A 14,139-nucleotide genomic window follows, 5' to 3' on the forward strand; every position below is an offset into this window, starting at 1 on the left:
GGTTTGTCAGTAAAAGAGGTTTTGTTGCGCGGCTGACAGGCCGTCAAGGGCTGCGTAAACCCACAGCATCAGTCCTACAGCAGCACCGATCACAACGACGATGAGTACCCAGCTAAGCGCCAGGCTCTGCAGCGTCAGCTTCTTGATGATTCGCTCCTCCAACCTGGTCTTAACGACCATGAGGGCGTCCTGCAAACCCCGTGAATCGATAAGGACCTGCAGATACCACTCGTTTTTGCTGTCGAGAGTGCCGGTGGTGAAGAGCAGAGCGTTGTCGGCGCCGGTGTCGACGTACGCGAGCATTTTTTCAAGGTGATAGCGTTTCCAGCGCGATGCGCCGGGAAGCTGCATCGCGACGCTTTCGCGTAACCCCTTGGCGGCAGTTTTCTGATTGATCGCCGTAGCCAGGCTCGACAGGGTCCTAATGCTCTGGAAATCGCGGTACATACCCCAAATAAGGCCGTACTTGTCCAAAGTGAGGCGAAGTTGTCCCGTTAGATTTCCCAATGACCAGTAACAGATACCCACCAGAATCAATGTGCAGAGGACGATCCACGGCCAGCCCGCTTCTACGAAGTCCGAAAAGCGGAATAGCCTGGCTGCTGTAATCGGCCAGTCTTCGGAGGGCACTAAAGAAAATGAGTCTTTGAGCTTGGGAATAATGAATCCCGGTGTGCATAAGACCATGGCCATCAGGACCGCCAATCCAATCGTTGACGCCAGCATGGTGGCAATCACAATGCCCAGCGCTTTGCGCTGCAGATCAGTGTTCGCAGCCAGCTCGCGCAGAGATTCAATCAGGGCCTCTTCATCGCCTTGTTCCTGGGCTGTTGCAATGACCGCGACGTCCTGTGCAGGAAGCGTCTTATTGAATGTGCGGCCTAGATTCCCCCCTCGAGCGAACTGATGCGCCCAGCGCTCTGATAGTCTGCCCAGGGGCGTGCCGGGGAATCGATTTGCATCGTCCTGAAATATCCGCAGGAGCGACTTTGCGCCTTGGGTTCCCTCGATCATGTCCGCCAGGAACCGGTAGTAATCGGCTCGGAAAAATGAGAAGCGAATCGCGTCCCATCTCAGTTGCAGATCAAGCTTTTCAAAGCGTGTCCAAACGCTTCGGGCTTTCAAGGCCAGTGTTTCGAGACTCATCGGCTGCGCCCCTGTCTGGCATTCGCGTTCATCTGAAGGCGTTCGACTGACTCAAATGAGCTCGTTTTTACCTCAATGTCGCGAGGATCGAGCAAGCCTTGAAGCGCCTTGTACATGGCGCATTCCTGGACTGTTTTGTTGGTCATGTCAGGGTCGTTGATGGGGGACCGGTCCAGGTCTTCCAGGTGCTCTTGCAGGCCGATCATGTCCTTGTTCATCACACAGCGCAGGATGTACCGGTCCAGGCTCGGTTCGAGCATTTCCATCACGACTTCCCGGCCTTGATAACCGTTGAGTTCGGGAATTTCTTTATTCTGGCAGTGTGCGCATCCGGCCTGTTTCCTCACCTTGATAAGGCTGGTATCGATGCCATCGTAGATCCGGTGGATACGCTCGATGTAGCGCACCCAGTAGTCCTTGTCGCGGTGTTTACCAATGGCATCGACACCGCCGTTCTCGGCCAGCGAGTGCAGAGGCAGAGCACAGTGTTCACAGAGCCTGGGGAGCAGCGCCATAAATACCAGTAGCTTCAGTACACCTGGCGAAGCCAGCAAATCGTTAGGAACCCCAATCGATTTGGAGTAGAGGCGCTCCGGGATCTGCCAGGGCGACTGGGCGTGGACCGTTGAGTACAGGTTGGTCCCGCTGTTCGCCAGGTCCTGCATCGCATCGCCGGTTTGAGTGTCTCGAATCTCGCCGAGCATCACATCGTTGGGTGCAGACCGGCGGATCGTTCTCAGGATTGCGGTGAAGTTCTTGCTGTCGTCTTCGGTCAGGCTACGGCGGATAGTGATCTGCAGTGCGTTGGGGATGCGGTATTCCACCGGATCTTCGACGGTGATGATTTTCCTGGTACGGGGCAGCAGAGACATCAGCTTGGCCAGGAGTGTGGTCTTACCGGATCCCATCACGCCTGAAAGAAGAATTGCGCCTCCTTCAGCTCGCATCGCTCGGTCCAACATTTCGATGTGTGAGGGCAGGCAACCCATGTCCTCAAGTGACGTATCCGCAATGGATTTATGCGTATCGAGAATTCGAAGCGTCACTGACGGCCCGGCATCTGGGGCCAGGGATGCCCAGCGCGCGGAGATGAGATGATTATTGACAACCATCTCCAGCGAGCACTGTTGTGCGGCAGTTTTTGAAAAGGTCGCGCCCTTACCGCCGTTCCCCCATTGCCAGGCAACAGAGAGGAGCTCGAACATCCGAGCGGTTGGCATTTTCCAGCGAGGCGGAGATACGTACAGGCCGTGGATGTGGAAGCTGATCTGCGATTCGGTTTCCTTGTTGCTCAGGTTCAGATGGACATCTGATGCCTTGTTTGAAAAAGCCCACTCGATCAGTTCCTGGAACGCCGCGCGATAGGCGGTCATCTCTTTCTCAGGAATGCTGTCAGCTTCCCGACCGGAGGCATCCTCTTCGACGATGGTCATCAGCAGTGAGTGCGTGACGGTATAAATCTGCACTTTTGCAGCTGAGCTACGTTTTAGCAGCTCGACCTTGCAGGCCTCACAGATGTCACTCTCCACGAACTGGCGAGTGGCGAGAATGACCCAGCGGCCCCCTTCAAGCTGAAACGGGCAGAGGTTGGCCGCATGTTGAGGGCCAACAATGTGCGGGAATGGCCGCAATACTTTTGTGCCCAATGCAGTGTGCAGTTGCAGCGCATTGGAAAACTCTTCGGGGCCGACGTGAGTGTCAGCTTCTCGGGGTTTTGCTCGTGTCTCAATATTCAACAGATTGCCGAGCGTCAGGGACGTAATACTCATCGATTAACCCTCGCTGGCCATGCGCTTGATGCAGATGGTCTTGCTATTCTTGGCATTAGTCAGGACAGCGCAGGGTGTCTTGAGCGACACCAAGGTGTATCCATCCACCACTGGGCCGCTGATCGGCGCCGAAAGGCCGGCCTGGAAGCGAACGCGATGACCGTTGATGGACACATCTGCCCGCAACTGCTGACCGAACCCAAAGATCCCAAGAAGGGCGAGCTGATCCTCGGGAGGCGTTTCAGGCGCCGGGTTTTCAGGTGCAGGCGAAGGCGCCGGCGTCGCTGATACAGGCGCCATGGCCGGTTGCGGGGATGGAGCTGTTTTAGTCGTCGACGTTGCGTGCGGCTTCACCAGCGAGAGCAAATACCGCTGACGTTCATTGTTCTCCGCAGATTCAGCATCAAGGCGCAGTAGCTCGCCAACGGTTGAAATAGCCAGCGCCTGGCCATCCGTTTCAGCGTCCTGTGCTGTCGCATTCAGGCTTAGAGCCAGGCCGCAGAAAAGTACGTATAGGGCTCTACTGCACATAGTATTCACCAGTGATTTCGCCAAAGAAGGCGCTGCTACGCAGGTCCGGATGAGACTCGTTGAGGTCCACATCGAACTTCAGGCGTGTGATTCGGGTGTGTTCGTTGAGGGGAAACGCTGCCAGTGACCGCAACGGTCCCTTCATCGTGAAACCCATGACCTTGGGTAGGGCCATACCTGCCGGCAACTCAATGGCGGTTTGGTTGCCGCTTCCGTCCCGCAGAGTGGGTTGTGAGATCGAGGCCTGGGCTGAGGGTTTGACTTCAATCAGCGTGAAGGCCCTTTTAACCTTCTGGAGTCGGCTGACGTAGTCGATGCTGAACGTGGCCTGCTTGGGGACCGAGCCCAATGAGATCGTGTGTCGCGCACCCGGGGCCTGCCAGGAGGCCAGCACGGTGTCGAGATCAATCCACTGGATTAGCCAATCCGGGTGGTTGTGCAATGTCCATGTCAAAAAGGACTCGTTGGTTGCCAGAATTCCTCGCCGGAACATCACGCTGCACTTCCAGTTGCGCTGAGAGGGTGCGTCACACTGCACCGCCGGGTTCTTTCCTGATCCGGAAAGCTTCCATCCGCCTACATCACTTGGAATCGGCAAAACAGCTCTGAATAAGGCTGCGTAACCTTGGGTGCCGTCCACCAGCGTCTGCGCAGCCCAGCTGTTGAGAGCGTCGGACCATTCTTGGACAGCATCAACCTGAGGTGCAGTCGAATGAGCCCGGGCATAGTCGCGTACAAAGCGACTGCCCTGATCCCAGGCCAGATTGCCGACGACCAGAGCCAGTGCAATGATGCCGAGCATCTTCAAAGGCGTGGGAATGGCGTCCAGGCCGTAATGAACTACCTGCAGCTGGGTGCGCCCGTTGAGGTAGGACTGCACATCCGTATCTTCGAGGTCGCTGATCTGCGGGTAACGCTTGCGCACGCTCTCGATCAGTTTTTCTGATTCATCCGGCGAACACAGCGTGTCAGTGCCTTTGATGACTGACCCATTGTGAGTGGCGATGACCCAGACCAGCTCCGGTTCGATCTGCATCACACCGAGGTAAGCAGAGGTCGGGTGTTTCAGGGCAACAACAGCGCCGGCTGAATAGAGCGTGCGCTTTTCGGCAGGCATCTTGATCGTGCCTACCGAGCTTGAGTGTTCGACAGCGGGGATCTGGTGGCTGGCCTTGAGGCGGCGCGCATGAGCCAGCGATTGTTTATCCAGTTTTGTCCCGATCAAGGGTGCCCAGTCCATTCCGTAGACAACACCGCGCTCGCCTGGCATATCGCGAATGATGAACTCTTTCATCGCTATTACTCGCGAACCATGGCGGTAATCACCGAGACAGTGACCCGCTGGTCGTTTTCGGTGACATCGGAACCACCGGCAATGATGGGGGCTTTGGGATCCGTGCGGCGTTCGTCGCTGGTCCGGCTGTCCTCGGTTTCGGCGGAGATGACATAGGGCTGTCCAGGGCGTAGCGTTGCATTGCGCACGTACACATCGCTCTCCACCTGTGGGTTTTGAACGAAGGAGCCATTAGGCTGGGAGATCTTCTCGATATCGGGTTTAGGGGTATCGTCATATTTGATGGTGAGGTTGATGTCCCCGTTTGAGTAGGCATAAGGCAGGAACGTGATCAAACGCCCGTACACCAACTCCTTCGTGCTCATCGAAATAGTCGGACCGTTGACGTCCGAGTTACTTGGGGTCTGATCCGTTTTGTCGATGTACGACAGACGTTTTGGGCGGCCCACCGTGGCCGGTTTGCCATAGGTTGAGCCGAATACGTTGGTGCGCTCCGAGACGATTTTGCCGATCTTGCTGAGGGCTTGTACGGCCACTGAGGAACCGGCGAATTTTCCTGATCCCGCCGATAGCCCGAGAGACATCGCAGCACCTTCCTGCTCGATCAGTGAGCTCAGACCGCTCACGCTCCCTCCGTTTCCGGCTCCAGTGTTGAAGGTGAGATTCCAATTCACGCCACCCTGAATTGAATTGTTTTTCTCTACAGTGATTTCCTGGTAAACCAGATCGATACGGCGTGAGCGCATCGCGTTTTCAGAGCGTATGTATGCATCGATACGGTCCAGGGAGGCTTTGGTATCGGTGACGATCAGATAGCCGTCTTCACCCGCGACAGCCTTGCCCGCGCGTGTCATGAACTGTTGGACGCGGCTGAGCAGCTGCGTCATGGGCAGATCCTTGCGGTCGGCTTTGAGAATGGATTTCGAGCGGCTGTCCAGGCCGTTGCTGCTGGAGTTTCCGTCTGTACTCCCTGAGAGCCCCACGGTCATTTCCGCACCGCCCGCTATCTCAAGGTTTCGAACTTCGAAAACTTTGGTTTCAGTGCGGTAGAAAATGATCGCGCCCGACGTGTCGTTGTACTTCCACGACACGAACAGTTTCATCGCAATGGAATCAAGCGTTGCGTCGAGGGGGCGTGTCGCCGCCGCGGATGGCTTTCTCTTTTCAGCCTTACCGTTCTGTGCGATGGTCGCCGGCGCTTTTTTCGCAGTGATATCTGGCTGCGGCTGAGGATTGATCGTTGCTGGAGTCGATGCGGGTGTGCTGGTTACGACGCCTTCTGGCATCAGTCCTTCAAGGTCCGTGCCCGCGCTTGGGTCGGCGGTGTTTGGATAACGGTTCGACTGGTTTTGCTGGCTTCGAGCGTCGTTATTCTGAGCCAGGTTGGGAAGAAAGTTTTCTGCAGGGAGCAACGCATCCGGCGTGACCTGGACAGGAATGCCGGTGGCATCCTGAATCCGTGCGGCCAGTGTCACCAGGTCCACTGCTCCATCGGAGAACAGCAGGGTGGTATCTACGCCCTGGCGCAGCGGCATCGGCAACGTCACTTCGCGGCTGACGGGTACAGCCCGACCAGTGATGTAGGGCCGGTGAACAATCTGAGCAGCACGTTTGGCGTCAAGGGTCGCCGACTCGGCCTGCATCGTTGTTCGATAGCGTGCTACGCCATTGGAGTCGTTGGCCGCGCGCTCGATGGCCTCCTTTTCCTGAGTGACACTGCATGCTGCAAGCACCAGGGCAAAGAGCATCAGGGTGGTACGTTTCACCTGTTTGAAGTTCATGCGATCACCGTGCGCTGGCTGCGTCGCAGGTCACGTTGTAATTAACGACCCGGATCACGTTGTTTTCGTAGAAGCAAGGCTGGAGGGGTGTGTCTGACAGTTCGGTCGTGCCGACCAAACCTTGAGCAGCCTCGATGAAGTCGCCGTTGAATGTGGCGCTGGCGGTGATTGGGATATCAACGGGGCTGACCCAATGCTCACGTTCGTCGAAGGTGTAGCCAGCTTTGGTGGCCCAGCGCTTGAGGGTGTGGCGCATGTTTATGTCGGAGACATTGACTGTCCACGACATGACGTTGGGTTTAACCGGCGCAGCGACCACGTTCGTGGTGATCACTTGTGCCGGCGGGTGTGCGGGAATAGCGGGTACTGCTGTTGCAGCTGCAGGCACAGCCGCAGCAGCAGTCACTGGGCTAGGCGTGACAGTGCTCTTGACCGCCGCGGTTCCGGTGCTCCCCGAGGTGAATGGCGTTGGGATGCCCAGGTCTGCTGCAGGCTTTGGATTGGTGTTGATCGGGGGGAGGTGGGGGCCTTCCTTGGCGGGGTCCACCGGGGTTGATGGAACGGTGTTCACCGCGGTGACTGGGACCGAGGTGATGATAGGTGCTGTCGGTGTCGCGGGGATGGCAACTGCGCCGTTTGCCGGGCCGGGAGCCAGCGCAATGGTTTGTCCTGGTGCAACTGACGGAGTGCCCAGGGACACATTCATTGCTGGCAAACGTGGGGCTTCGTACCCGGCTCGCAAGGTGAAGCACACATTGCGGCTCACCTCATCCACCTTGACCAGCCAGGCTGGGCCAGCCAACACCTGCAGGGTGTTGCGAAGGGTCATAGGCCCCAGCTTGTACTGGGCCGCCGGCAACGGGCGGGTGTACAGGATGCTCACATGGTCGGTGCTGGCCGGGCACAGCGTATAGCCTGAGCGGTCAACTACGTACTGCATAGCGTCCTGCACCTGCGGGTGCATGTTGCTCGGAATGTTGACGTCGATGATCTGGGACATCAGATCCCGCTGTTCGACCTCAGGAGCAGTATTAACCAGCGTGTACCGGCCGTATCGCACGTTTGCGCCGTCGTCCGGTTTTCCGCCAGTGGAATACAGATCCGGCGCCAGAATCGCAGGGTTGCGGCTGTTATCGAGCACAGGAGTGGCCGTACCGGCACCCTGCAGTGTGCAACCCGCGATCAGCGAGAAGATGGATAGTGTTGTCAGCTGCCTGATCATGTATGGCATGGCCCCATTTCGTGATGGTGGTCAAGGTGCCAGCACTGATCGGCTAAAGCAGCGGTAAACCCTTATCAGGTCGAGTGGGGTTTAAAGAGGGTCTAGGCGTATACGGGTTTTATCCTCGTCGAGGTTTTTCTAGATGCTCGCTGCAAGAGCAGCTTGAGTCTTTTCGGCAGCATCGGGCTCAATCAAGTCGCTGGCCAACGCACGCTTGTCCAGGAGCATCTGCCACAGTTGCTGGTCAATGGAGTCCTCGACCAGAGGGATCTTCACCAGAACCATGCGCTGCTGACCATTGCGGTAGGCCCTATCTTCCGCTTGATCCTGAAGGCCTGGCGTCCACGGCAGGCCGAGGAAAAACACGCAGTTGGCCGCTGTCAGGTTGTAGCCTGTGCCAGCGGCCGAGGTGGTGCCGATGAAGAAACGAACGTCTGGATCCTGCTGAAAGTTGTCGATCGCTTTTTGACGTTTCTTTACGGAGTCACTGCCGACCAGCGTTGCGCATTGAATCCCCTGTTTTTCGAAATGCTCCTGCAGGGCGTACACCGTCTCTTTGTGCTCACAGAACAGGATTGCCTTGTCCTCGATGTCCAGCTCGGCAGCCAGGTCGATCACCACGCGGACCTTCACCCGCTCAAGCAACTGACGCAGGGCACCGAGTCTCGCGAACGGATGCCGGTCACTTCGAACGATATCGTTGTACTCCTTGCGTTCAGCGTCCGACAAAACCACCGATACGTTCTGTCGCTGCTTGCCTTTCAGATTGGGCAGCACGCCTTTGCTTCGACGCAGCATCCAGTCGCAGATGTGCGCGCGCAGTGCCTGGCGGAATTCGGGGTTGCCTGCGAAGCGTTCACAGAACTCCTTCAGGGTGAGCTGGCCAATCGGGTGGCCGGAGAGGCGAAGCAAGGTGTGCAGCTCCGATTCTCGGTTCAATACTGGCGTGCCGGTCAGCAAGTACCGGTTGGGCACCTTGGCTGCGATATCAAACCCGTGACGTGTCCATGCCGTGGTGGGTTCTTTCAGGCGATGGGCTTCGTCAACGATCATCACTGCAAAACAACCCGCGATAGGGACGAAATCACCCAGACGTTCGTAGTTGACGATGACCCAGTGAGCCTGCGGGTCGTATTTCTGTTGGGCAATCAGGGCCTGGGGATAAACCATCTCGATCTCCCGTTGCCAGTTGATGATCAACGAAGTCAGCACAATGACCAGTACTGGTTTGCCCTGGGCGCGAATGGCGGCGGCGATGATGGCCTGGCGTGTTTTACCAAGGCCCATGTCGTCGGCGAGCAACGCGCTGGTGCGCATCAGAAGATGCCGAATACCCGCCGGCTGATGGTCCATCAGCGAATGCTCCTGCAGGGCTCGCTCGATGAACTCTTCAGAGAGCTCAGTCCTACGGATCGAGGGCACCGATGCCAGGTAGAGATCGGCTTCCCCGGTGTCCTCGCTCGAGGAGGCGCCCCGTTCAGCGGGCATGCCGCCCAGTTGAATCCTTGCAACGTCGCGCGCGGGTGAAACGGTACCGTCGCTAAGCAACTCTTGCAGCGTATCGAGGATCTCGAACTGCTCCTCGGCCAGGCCCAGTTCCAGAATGATGTTGCTGCGCACAAGCTCCGGCGAACCTTGAATTCGCCAGGATCGGCTTGCGTTCAGATAGGCCCCGTGCATGCGCTTGGCAACCGCGACTGAACCGGGATGAAAGTCTCCAGACAACAGCACACCGCCCTCGGCGAGTGGGGCAAGCCGAAGCTTCATACCCCAGATAAAGGCGTCCCTGGTCACATTCTCCTGGGCCGATGAGACCTTGCGGCTGAAGGACGACCAGTCCTCGGTGAATGCACCCGCTGCCAGGTCATAAAAGTCACGGTGAAGCACATCCAGATCATCAAGCAGCTTCGCCTTGGGCACCCGCCAGTACTTTGTAAAAGGATGTCCGTTCAGACGAATAAAGTGGCCCCCACGAGCAACAAATAGTCGATTTGATCCTTCCACGAACGGCAGCTTTAAGCCGAAGTCATAGCCATCGAAAATGACCTTTGTAGGCTGAGCTCCGCCACTACGGTTCATAAGCTTCGGGCGGCTCATGACAGCACCAGCGAGTTGGAATCACGCCACTGAGCAAGGGTTGAGGGCAGGTGGGGCTTCATCGGCGCATAAACTCATCGTGAATGAGCGCGCACTTTCACAACAAGGGCATGGTCACCGCTACAAGAAACCTTTATTCAGCGTGCAGTGGGTTCGGCCATCAAAGTGTCAAAAATCGAAACTTTGCTGTTGCTCCTGGGCAAATCCCTTTATCCACGATGCTCGCATCGCTGGATGACGATAGGGACATGCATAAATCGGAAGGCCGGCTCGCGCCGCTTCAGCACCTAACGCGATCACGGCAACATGCGGATTGTTGGAACGCCGACCGTCGTTTTTTTTGTTGGAGGCCTGCGGCACCATAGAGATAACCCGAATTGACGTTTCATTCACCCCAGAAACTTCCCGCTGAGGCGCGCAAACTTTCGACAACGAGAAAGGGATAGTATCAGCGCTGAGGTTTGCCGATGAACACGTTACATTCAAACCGAGAGTGCTACGAAGAAAGCGATTTTTTTTGGCCGGGCAAGTTTCAAAGCAAATCTGTGATCGCAGCAACTTCTTGGCGGGCTTCCTCAGCGTCCCAGTCTTCAAGTCTGGACTCAAGCTGCTCGTTGAGGGTGATGTGGTCGATGGTTGAGTGGCCGGTGATTTCGCCGCCATTGGAGTTGACCGATTTAATTACGCTGTGCGTCAACGCAGCTTTTGCGATCGCTGACGTCGGCATACGAATCACGTAGGTCACGAACTTGCTCATTGAAGTTCTCTCCATAGAACCGTGTGACTCCCAGGTTAAAGGCCGACGATGGTCAGATCCATTTAACCCGGGAGACTCACGCTTGGGGCGATTTTTTTGAGGGGGTTGTCACACAGGAATGTCGTCGTCAAAGTCTGGGCCAGGATCCTGCGCGACGGGCTGGCTGTTCTGCTGACGCTGTGCATTCTGGCTGGACTGCGACGGCGCCAGGCTCACCGACTCAATTCGATGGGGCAGAATAGCCACTCGGCTGGCCTGGACCTTGATGGCAGAAAACTCCTCACCATCTTTGGTCCAGTTATCCATCACCGCACGCCCCTGCACCAGGATTCGCATACCTTTCTGGAACAGGTCCGAATAGTGCTCGGCATCGCGATGCCACCATTCTACGTTGGCCCAGAAGCCCCCTCGATCTTCGTAGCCTGGACCATCGGTCTTTGGAATCGAATTGTCGAAGTAGACGTTCAGCCTGAGTAGGCGCCGTGGATCTTTGTTGCCGTTGGGGAACTCCTTGAATTCGGGGGCGTTGCCAATGTTGCCTTCCCAATCGATGGATGTCGTCATGGTCTTTCCTCGGTTATGGTTGTTTGGTTCAGTGGGTGGCGGAGTCTTTGGCGGGGCGAGAGGTGCGGTAGGGATCACGTATTGCGAAGGAAGCCACGTAACCCAGCAAGTCCCGAGCGTGCTTTGAGGTGTTGGCCAGTGAGGTGGCCATGTGGTTGCGGAACGCTTCGCTCGCGAGTTTTTCGACGCCACTGTCGTACATGGCGTTGAAGATTAACTCGGCATCGTGAGAGCTGCGTAACAGCCCATAGAGCAGATCTTTAGCGATAGAGGAGCCCGCCACGTTCGGCAAGTGCATTGCTGCCGAGCTTTCGCCGATGATCTGGCCCTGAACAAAGGTGAGGGCCAAGCTGATCTGATCAGCCGTGGCCTGGTCCAGTGATGGAATGTTCAGGTAGCTCTGAACCAGTTGCTCGGTGCCCAGCTTTGGCTGTTGGGCATGTGCGTGATGACGCATCAGCTCAAGAGTCTTGATGGCGAATGCGAGCAATGCTCGGTTGTCAGGTTGCAGGGGCGGCGACTTGAGGGCCTGTTCCATCTGGTTGAAGGCGTTGATGTAGGCAACCTTCCAGCGCATGGCCTCTTTGCCGGTGAAGCCCATGCACAGAAGACTAAATCCGTCGCGAGTCATGAGGACGAAAGCCTCTTTGCGCTTAGCTCCTTGTGGGCCCGCCACCTCCCGGAACGTCTCCTCAAAATTGAGGCGACGTAAGTCATCGGGAATCTCCAGCGCTCGAATCGCCTTGATCACATTGTCGTGGCGCTTGTTGAAATGCGTTGCGACATCAAGGCTGGTGGTCATCGCCAGACCTTTGACAACCTCGACCAGCACCTGGACGTTGTCCGCTGGTTGATCGGGCGTACGTGCAATGGATGTATTCATGATCATGCTTCCTTCGAAGGTGACGACGAGTCGCCGCGGGATTGTGAGATCTGGTCCAGCCGCTCCCTGTACACAGCGTCGGCCTGGGCCATCTTCTCTGCGCATTCGGCAGCCTGGCGGCTGATGGTATGGACCAGGCTGATTTGCATGTTCAAAGCGATCCGCTGCAGTTCCATGGCATGCAGATCCTGGATCAGGTGCTCCGGTGTTTTCGCAGCAGCTAGCAGCCCGGACCAGATATCGACGCCCATCTGCCGAGTGCCCACGTCCTGCCATCGCAAAAAGACTGTGCCAGCGCCGGTGCGTTGGAGGGTCATGCGCACCGGCAGCAGGGTGAAGGGATAGCGGCTGGCCTGGGCATGAATGTTTGCCTGTGCCAGCGCGTTCAAATCGTCTTCAAGGGAGCGGCATTGCTGAGCCAACTTGTCCATGTCCCCCTTACCTTTAAAAGGTTTTAAAAAGCCTTTTAGGGAGGGTGCGTGTTGCAGCCCTATGAAGGCATCGTGTTGCAGTGGTTGAAAGGCACCCTGTTGCAGGTCCTTTAATGTTTCACCTGGTTGCGGCAATGACAGGCTCATGGCGGTTACTGATCGTCTGAATCGAGATGCAGGGAGTGCTCGTCATCGATGCGACTCATATCGAAGTCATGGTCGTCATCTCCTTCCAGTAGCGTTTTTCCTGCAGAGGCGCGGATGATTTGTGGCGCGAACGCGGCGCGTCTGGTGCCTTCCAGGATGTCTTGAGGTATCTCACCGGCGAAGGCGTACATCTCGCGAGCGTTTTGCGCGCGAGCATTGTTGGCGGCAAAGTCGTCGCGGCTTGCACCTGAGAAACCCTTGTACTTCTGGGCCAGGCCATAGAGCCGTCTGAGAATGGCGGCGCCTTCGTCCAGCCATAGGCTTTTGGCTTGATAGTCGATCAAGCCAACGTGGCCTGCCAGAAGCAGTCGACGCACCAGCTCGTCATAGGCCGTGAGCAAATACACGCCTTGGAACGCCAGGGGCGTGGTCAAAAACAGATCGAACTTGGCAGGTTGAACCGAAAGGTTTTCACCGACGCTCATCATGGCGGGCAGAGCGGCCATGACGTTATCGAGTCGGGCATCAATGGTGGCCATCTCTTCCTTGGACTGGGCCAGCTTGTCCTCGATCTGGATCAGGAACCAATCGGAGTAGGGATCATCTTGCATTGCGCCGCGGTTGATGCGGCCGAGCAGGTTCGAGAAACCGCTCATGCCGATCATTCCTGGTTTGTCGTCTGTGCGCTGACGGCCGAACCATAAGCGGGCCGCATGGTGTGTATGGAGTGTCAGGTTGACGCTGCTGCGCAATGAACCGAGGTTGACCTGAAAGTTGTCAGCCATGCTGAGCGCTTCCTTCTATATAGAGATGAATGGGCAACGCAAGACTGCCGGAGGCTAACGGCGAGTTCAGTAGGAAACCGTTTCTTGGTCGGAGTGGGTTTGGCTGTGGAGCGTATTTGCTCGGTACTTGGGTGGACGCTATGCCAGTGGCATAGGTCGGCACCCGCGCTCCGAGTGTTGCCAGTGGCAACATCCGTTGCCTGGCTGAGAGCTATTCCAGTGGAATAGGTCGGCACAGAATTGGGCGTGATGCCAATGGATCGACCCGGTGCTAGGTCGAAAACCATTCCAGTGGAATAGGTCGGTCCCGAGTTTCGAGTGTTGCCTGGGGCAACACTCATTGCTTGGTCGTGAGCTATGCCAGTGGCATAGGTCGGTTCCGTACGCAGTGTGATGCCAGTGGCATCACCCTGGTCGGTGGTTGAGGTGATGCCCGGGGCATCACCCTGATCGGTGGTTGGCGTGATTCCCGGGGAATCACCTTGGTAGGTGCTCGAAGTGATGCCAGTGGCATCACCCAGATTGGTGTTTGAAGTGATGCCAGTGGCATCACCCTGATCGGTGTTTGAAGTGATTCGCGGGAAATCACCCTGGTCGATGTTTGAGGTGATGCCCGGGGCATCACCTTGATCGGTGTTCGAAGTGATGCCCGGGGCATCACCCTGATCGGTGTTCGAACTGATGCCAGTGGCATCACCTGGAGCTGTGTCCGAAGTGATTCGCGGGAAATCA

The 14,139-nt window shown here is 56.9% G+C and carries 13 protein-coding genes; all 13 read right to left on the reverse strand.

Translation table 11 applies throughout. The features are described from left to right. Nucleotides 1-6: 6 nt before the first annotated feature. Nucleotides 7-1,146 carry a hypothetical protein gene (locus M2401_RS33785; protein WP_259111305.1) on the reverse strand — a complete coding sequence of 380 codons (1,140 nt, stop codon included), beginning with the start codon at nucleotides 1,144-1,146 and terminating at the stop codon, nucleotides 7-9. Beyond that, a complete protein-coding gene (locus M2401_RS33790) occupies nucleotides 1,143-2,915 on the reverse strand; it encodes a GspE/PulE family protein (protein ID WP_259111306.1) in 1,773 nt (590 codons plus the stop codon). The genes M2401_RS33785 and M2401_RS33790 overlap by 4 nt, the downstream gene beginning before the upstream one ends. A gap of 3 nt (nucleotides 2,916-2,918) precedes the next feature. After that, nucleotides 2,919-3,446 carry a hypothetical protein gene (locus M2401_RS33795; RefSeq protein WP_259111307.1) on the reverse strand — a complete coding sequence of 176 codons (528 nt, stop codon included), beginning with the start codon at nucleotides 3,444-3,446 and terminating at the stop codon, nucleotides 2,919-2,921. Further along, the gene (locus tag M2401_RS33800; RefSeq protein WP_259111309.1) at nucleotides 3,436-4,740 is read right to left on the reverse strand and encodes a hypothetical protein; all 1,305 of its coding nucleotides are present in this window, start codon (nucleotides 4,738-4,740) and stop codon (nucleotides 3,436-3,438) included. Before M2401_RS33800 ends, M2401_RS33795 begins: the two co-directional genes overlap by 11 nt. A 5-nt stretch (nucleotides 4,741-4,745) precedes the next feature. Then, nucleotides 4,746-6,521 carry a hypothetical protein gene (locus M2401_RS33805; RefSeq protein WP_259111310.1) on the reverse strand — a complete coding sequence of 592 codons (1,776 nt, stop codon included), beginning with the start codon at nucleotides 6,519-6,521 and terminating at the stop codon, nucleotides 4,746-4,748. Between the two features lie 4 nt (nucleotides 6,522-6,525). Further along, nucleotides 6,526-7,752 carry a TcpQ domain-containing protein gene (locus M2401_RS33810; protein ID WP_259111311.1) on the reverse strand — a complete coding sequence of 409 codons (1,227 nt, stop codon included), beginning with the start codon at nucleotides 7,750-7,752 and terminating at the stop codon, nucleotides 6,526-6,528. A gap of 129 nt (nucleotides 7,753-7,881) precedes the next feature. Next, complete coding sequence (locus M2401_RS33815; protein WP_259111313.1) at nucleotides 7,882-9,840, reverse strand: DEAD/DEAH box helicase; 1,959 nt, start codon at nucleotides 9,838-9,840, stop codon at nucleotides 7,882-7,884. A gap of 168 nt (nucleotides 9,841-10,008) precedes the next feature. Continuing rightward, nucleotides 10,009-10,203, reverse strand: a complete 195-nt coding sequence (locus tag M2401_RS33820) for a CrpP family ICE-associated protein (protein WP_409034029.1) — start codon at nucleotides 10,201-10,203, stop codon at nucleotides 10,009-10,011. A gap of 169 nt (nucleotides 10,204-10,372) precedes the next feature. Continuing rightward, complete coding sequence (locus tag M2401_RS33825; RefSeq protein ID WP_259111314.1) at nucleotides 10,373-10,597, reverse strand: hypothetical protein; 225 nt, start codon at nucleotides 10,595-10,597, stop codon at nucleotides 10,373-10,375. Nucleotides 10,598-10,705: 108 nt separating this feature from the next. Next, nucleotides 10,706-11,161: a single-stranded DNA-binding protein gene (locus M2401_RS33830; RefSeq protein WP_259111316.1), complete on the reverse strand. Its 456-nt coding sequence runs from the start codon at nucleotides 11,159-11,161 to the stop codon at nucleotides 10,706-10,708. Between the two features lie 28 nt (nucleotides 11,162-11,189). Further along, complete coding sequence (locus tag M2401_RS33835; RefSeq protein WP_259111317.1) at nucleotides 11,190-12,044, reverse strand: Rha family transcriptional regulator; 855 nt, start codon at nucleotides 12,042-12,044, stop codon at nucleotides 11,190-11,192. Nucleotides 12,045-12,046: 2 nt separating this feature from the next. Further along, nucleotides 12,047-12,622, reverse strand: a complete 576-nt coding sequence (locus M2401_RS33840) for a DUF3158 family protein (protein WP_259111320.1) — start codon at nucleotides 12,620-12,622, stop codon at nucleotides 12,047-12,049. Between the two features lie 5 nt (nucleotides 12,623-12,627). Continuing rightward, a complete protein-coding gene (locus M2401_RS33845) occupies nucleotides 12,628-13,407 on the reverse strand; it encodes a PFL_4669 family integrating conjugative element protein (protein ID WP_259111321.1) in 780 nt (259 codons plus the stop codon). Nucleotides 13,408-14,139: the final 732 nt, after the last annotated feature.

Source organism: Pseudomonas sp. JUb42, from assembly GCF_024807945.1.
Taxonomy (GTDB): domain Bacteria; phylum Pseudomonadota; class Gammaproteobacteria; order Pseudomonadales; family Pseudomonadaceae; genus Aquipseudomonas.

Coding starts and splice junctions, on each gene's coding strand:
- M2401_RS33825 (WP_259111314.1), bottom strand. CDS start 10,597: ATGAGCAAGTTCGTGACCTACGTGATTCGTATGCCGACGTCAGCGATC.
- M2401_RS33835 (WP_259111317.1), bottom strand. CDS start 12,044: ATGAATACATCCATTGCACGTACGCCCGATCAACCAGCGGACAACGTC.
- M2401_RS33805 (WP_259111310.1), bottom strand. CDS start 6,521: ATGAACTTCAAACAGGTGAAACGTACCACCCTGATGCTCTTTGCCCTG.
- M2401_RS33795 (WP_259111307.1), bottom strand. CDS start 3,446: ATGTGCAGTAGAGCCCTATACGTACTTTTCTGCGGCCTGGCTCTAAGC.
- M2401_RS33785 (WP_259111305.1), bottom strand. CDS start 1,146: ATGAGTCTCGAAACACTGGCCTTGAAAGCCCGAAGCGTTTGGACACGC.
- M2401_RS33845 (WP_259111321.1), bottom strand. CDS start 13,407: ATGGCTGACAACTTTCAGGTCAACCTCGGTTCATTGCGCAGCAGCGTC.
- M2401_RS33810 (WP_259111311.1), bottom strand. CDS start 7,752: ATGCCATACATGATCAGGCAGCTGACAACACTATCCATCTTCTCGCTG.
- M2401_RS33790 (WP_259111306.1), bottom strand. CDS start 2,915: ATGAGTATTACGTCCCTGACGCTCGGCAATCTGTTGAATATTGAGACA.
- M2401_RS33815 (WP_259111313.1), bottom strand. CDS start 9,840: ATGAGCCGCCCGAAGCTTATGAACCGTAGTGGCGGAGCTCAGCCTACA.
- M2401_RS33840 (WP_259111320.1), bottom strand. CDS start 12,622: ATGAGCCTGTCATTGCCGCAACCAGGTGAAACATTAAAGGACCTGCAA.
- M2401_RS33820 (WP_409034029.1), bottom strand. CDS start 10,203: ATGGTGCCGCAGGCCTCCAACAAAAAAAACGACGGTCGGCGTTCCAAC.
- M2401_RS33830 (WP_259111316.1), bottom strand. CDS start 11,161: ATGACGACATCCATCGATTGGGAAGGCAACATTGGCAACGCCCCCGAA.
- M2401_RS33800 (WP_259111309.1), bottom strand. CDS start 4,740: ATGAAAGAGTTCATCATTCGCGATATGCCAGGCGAGCGCGGTGTTGTC.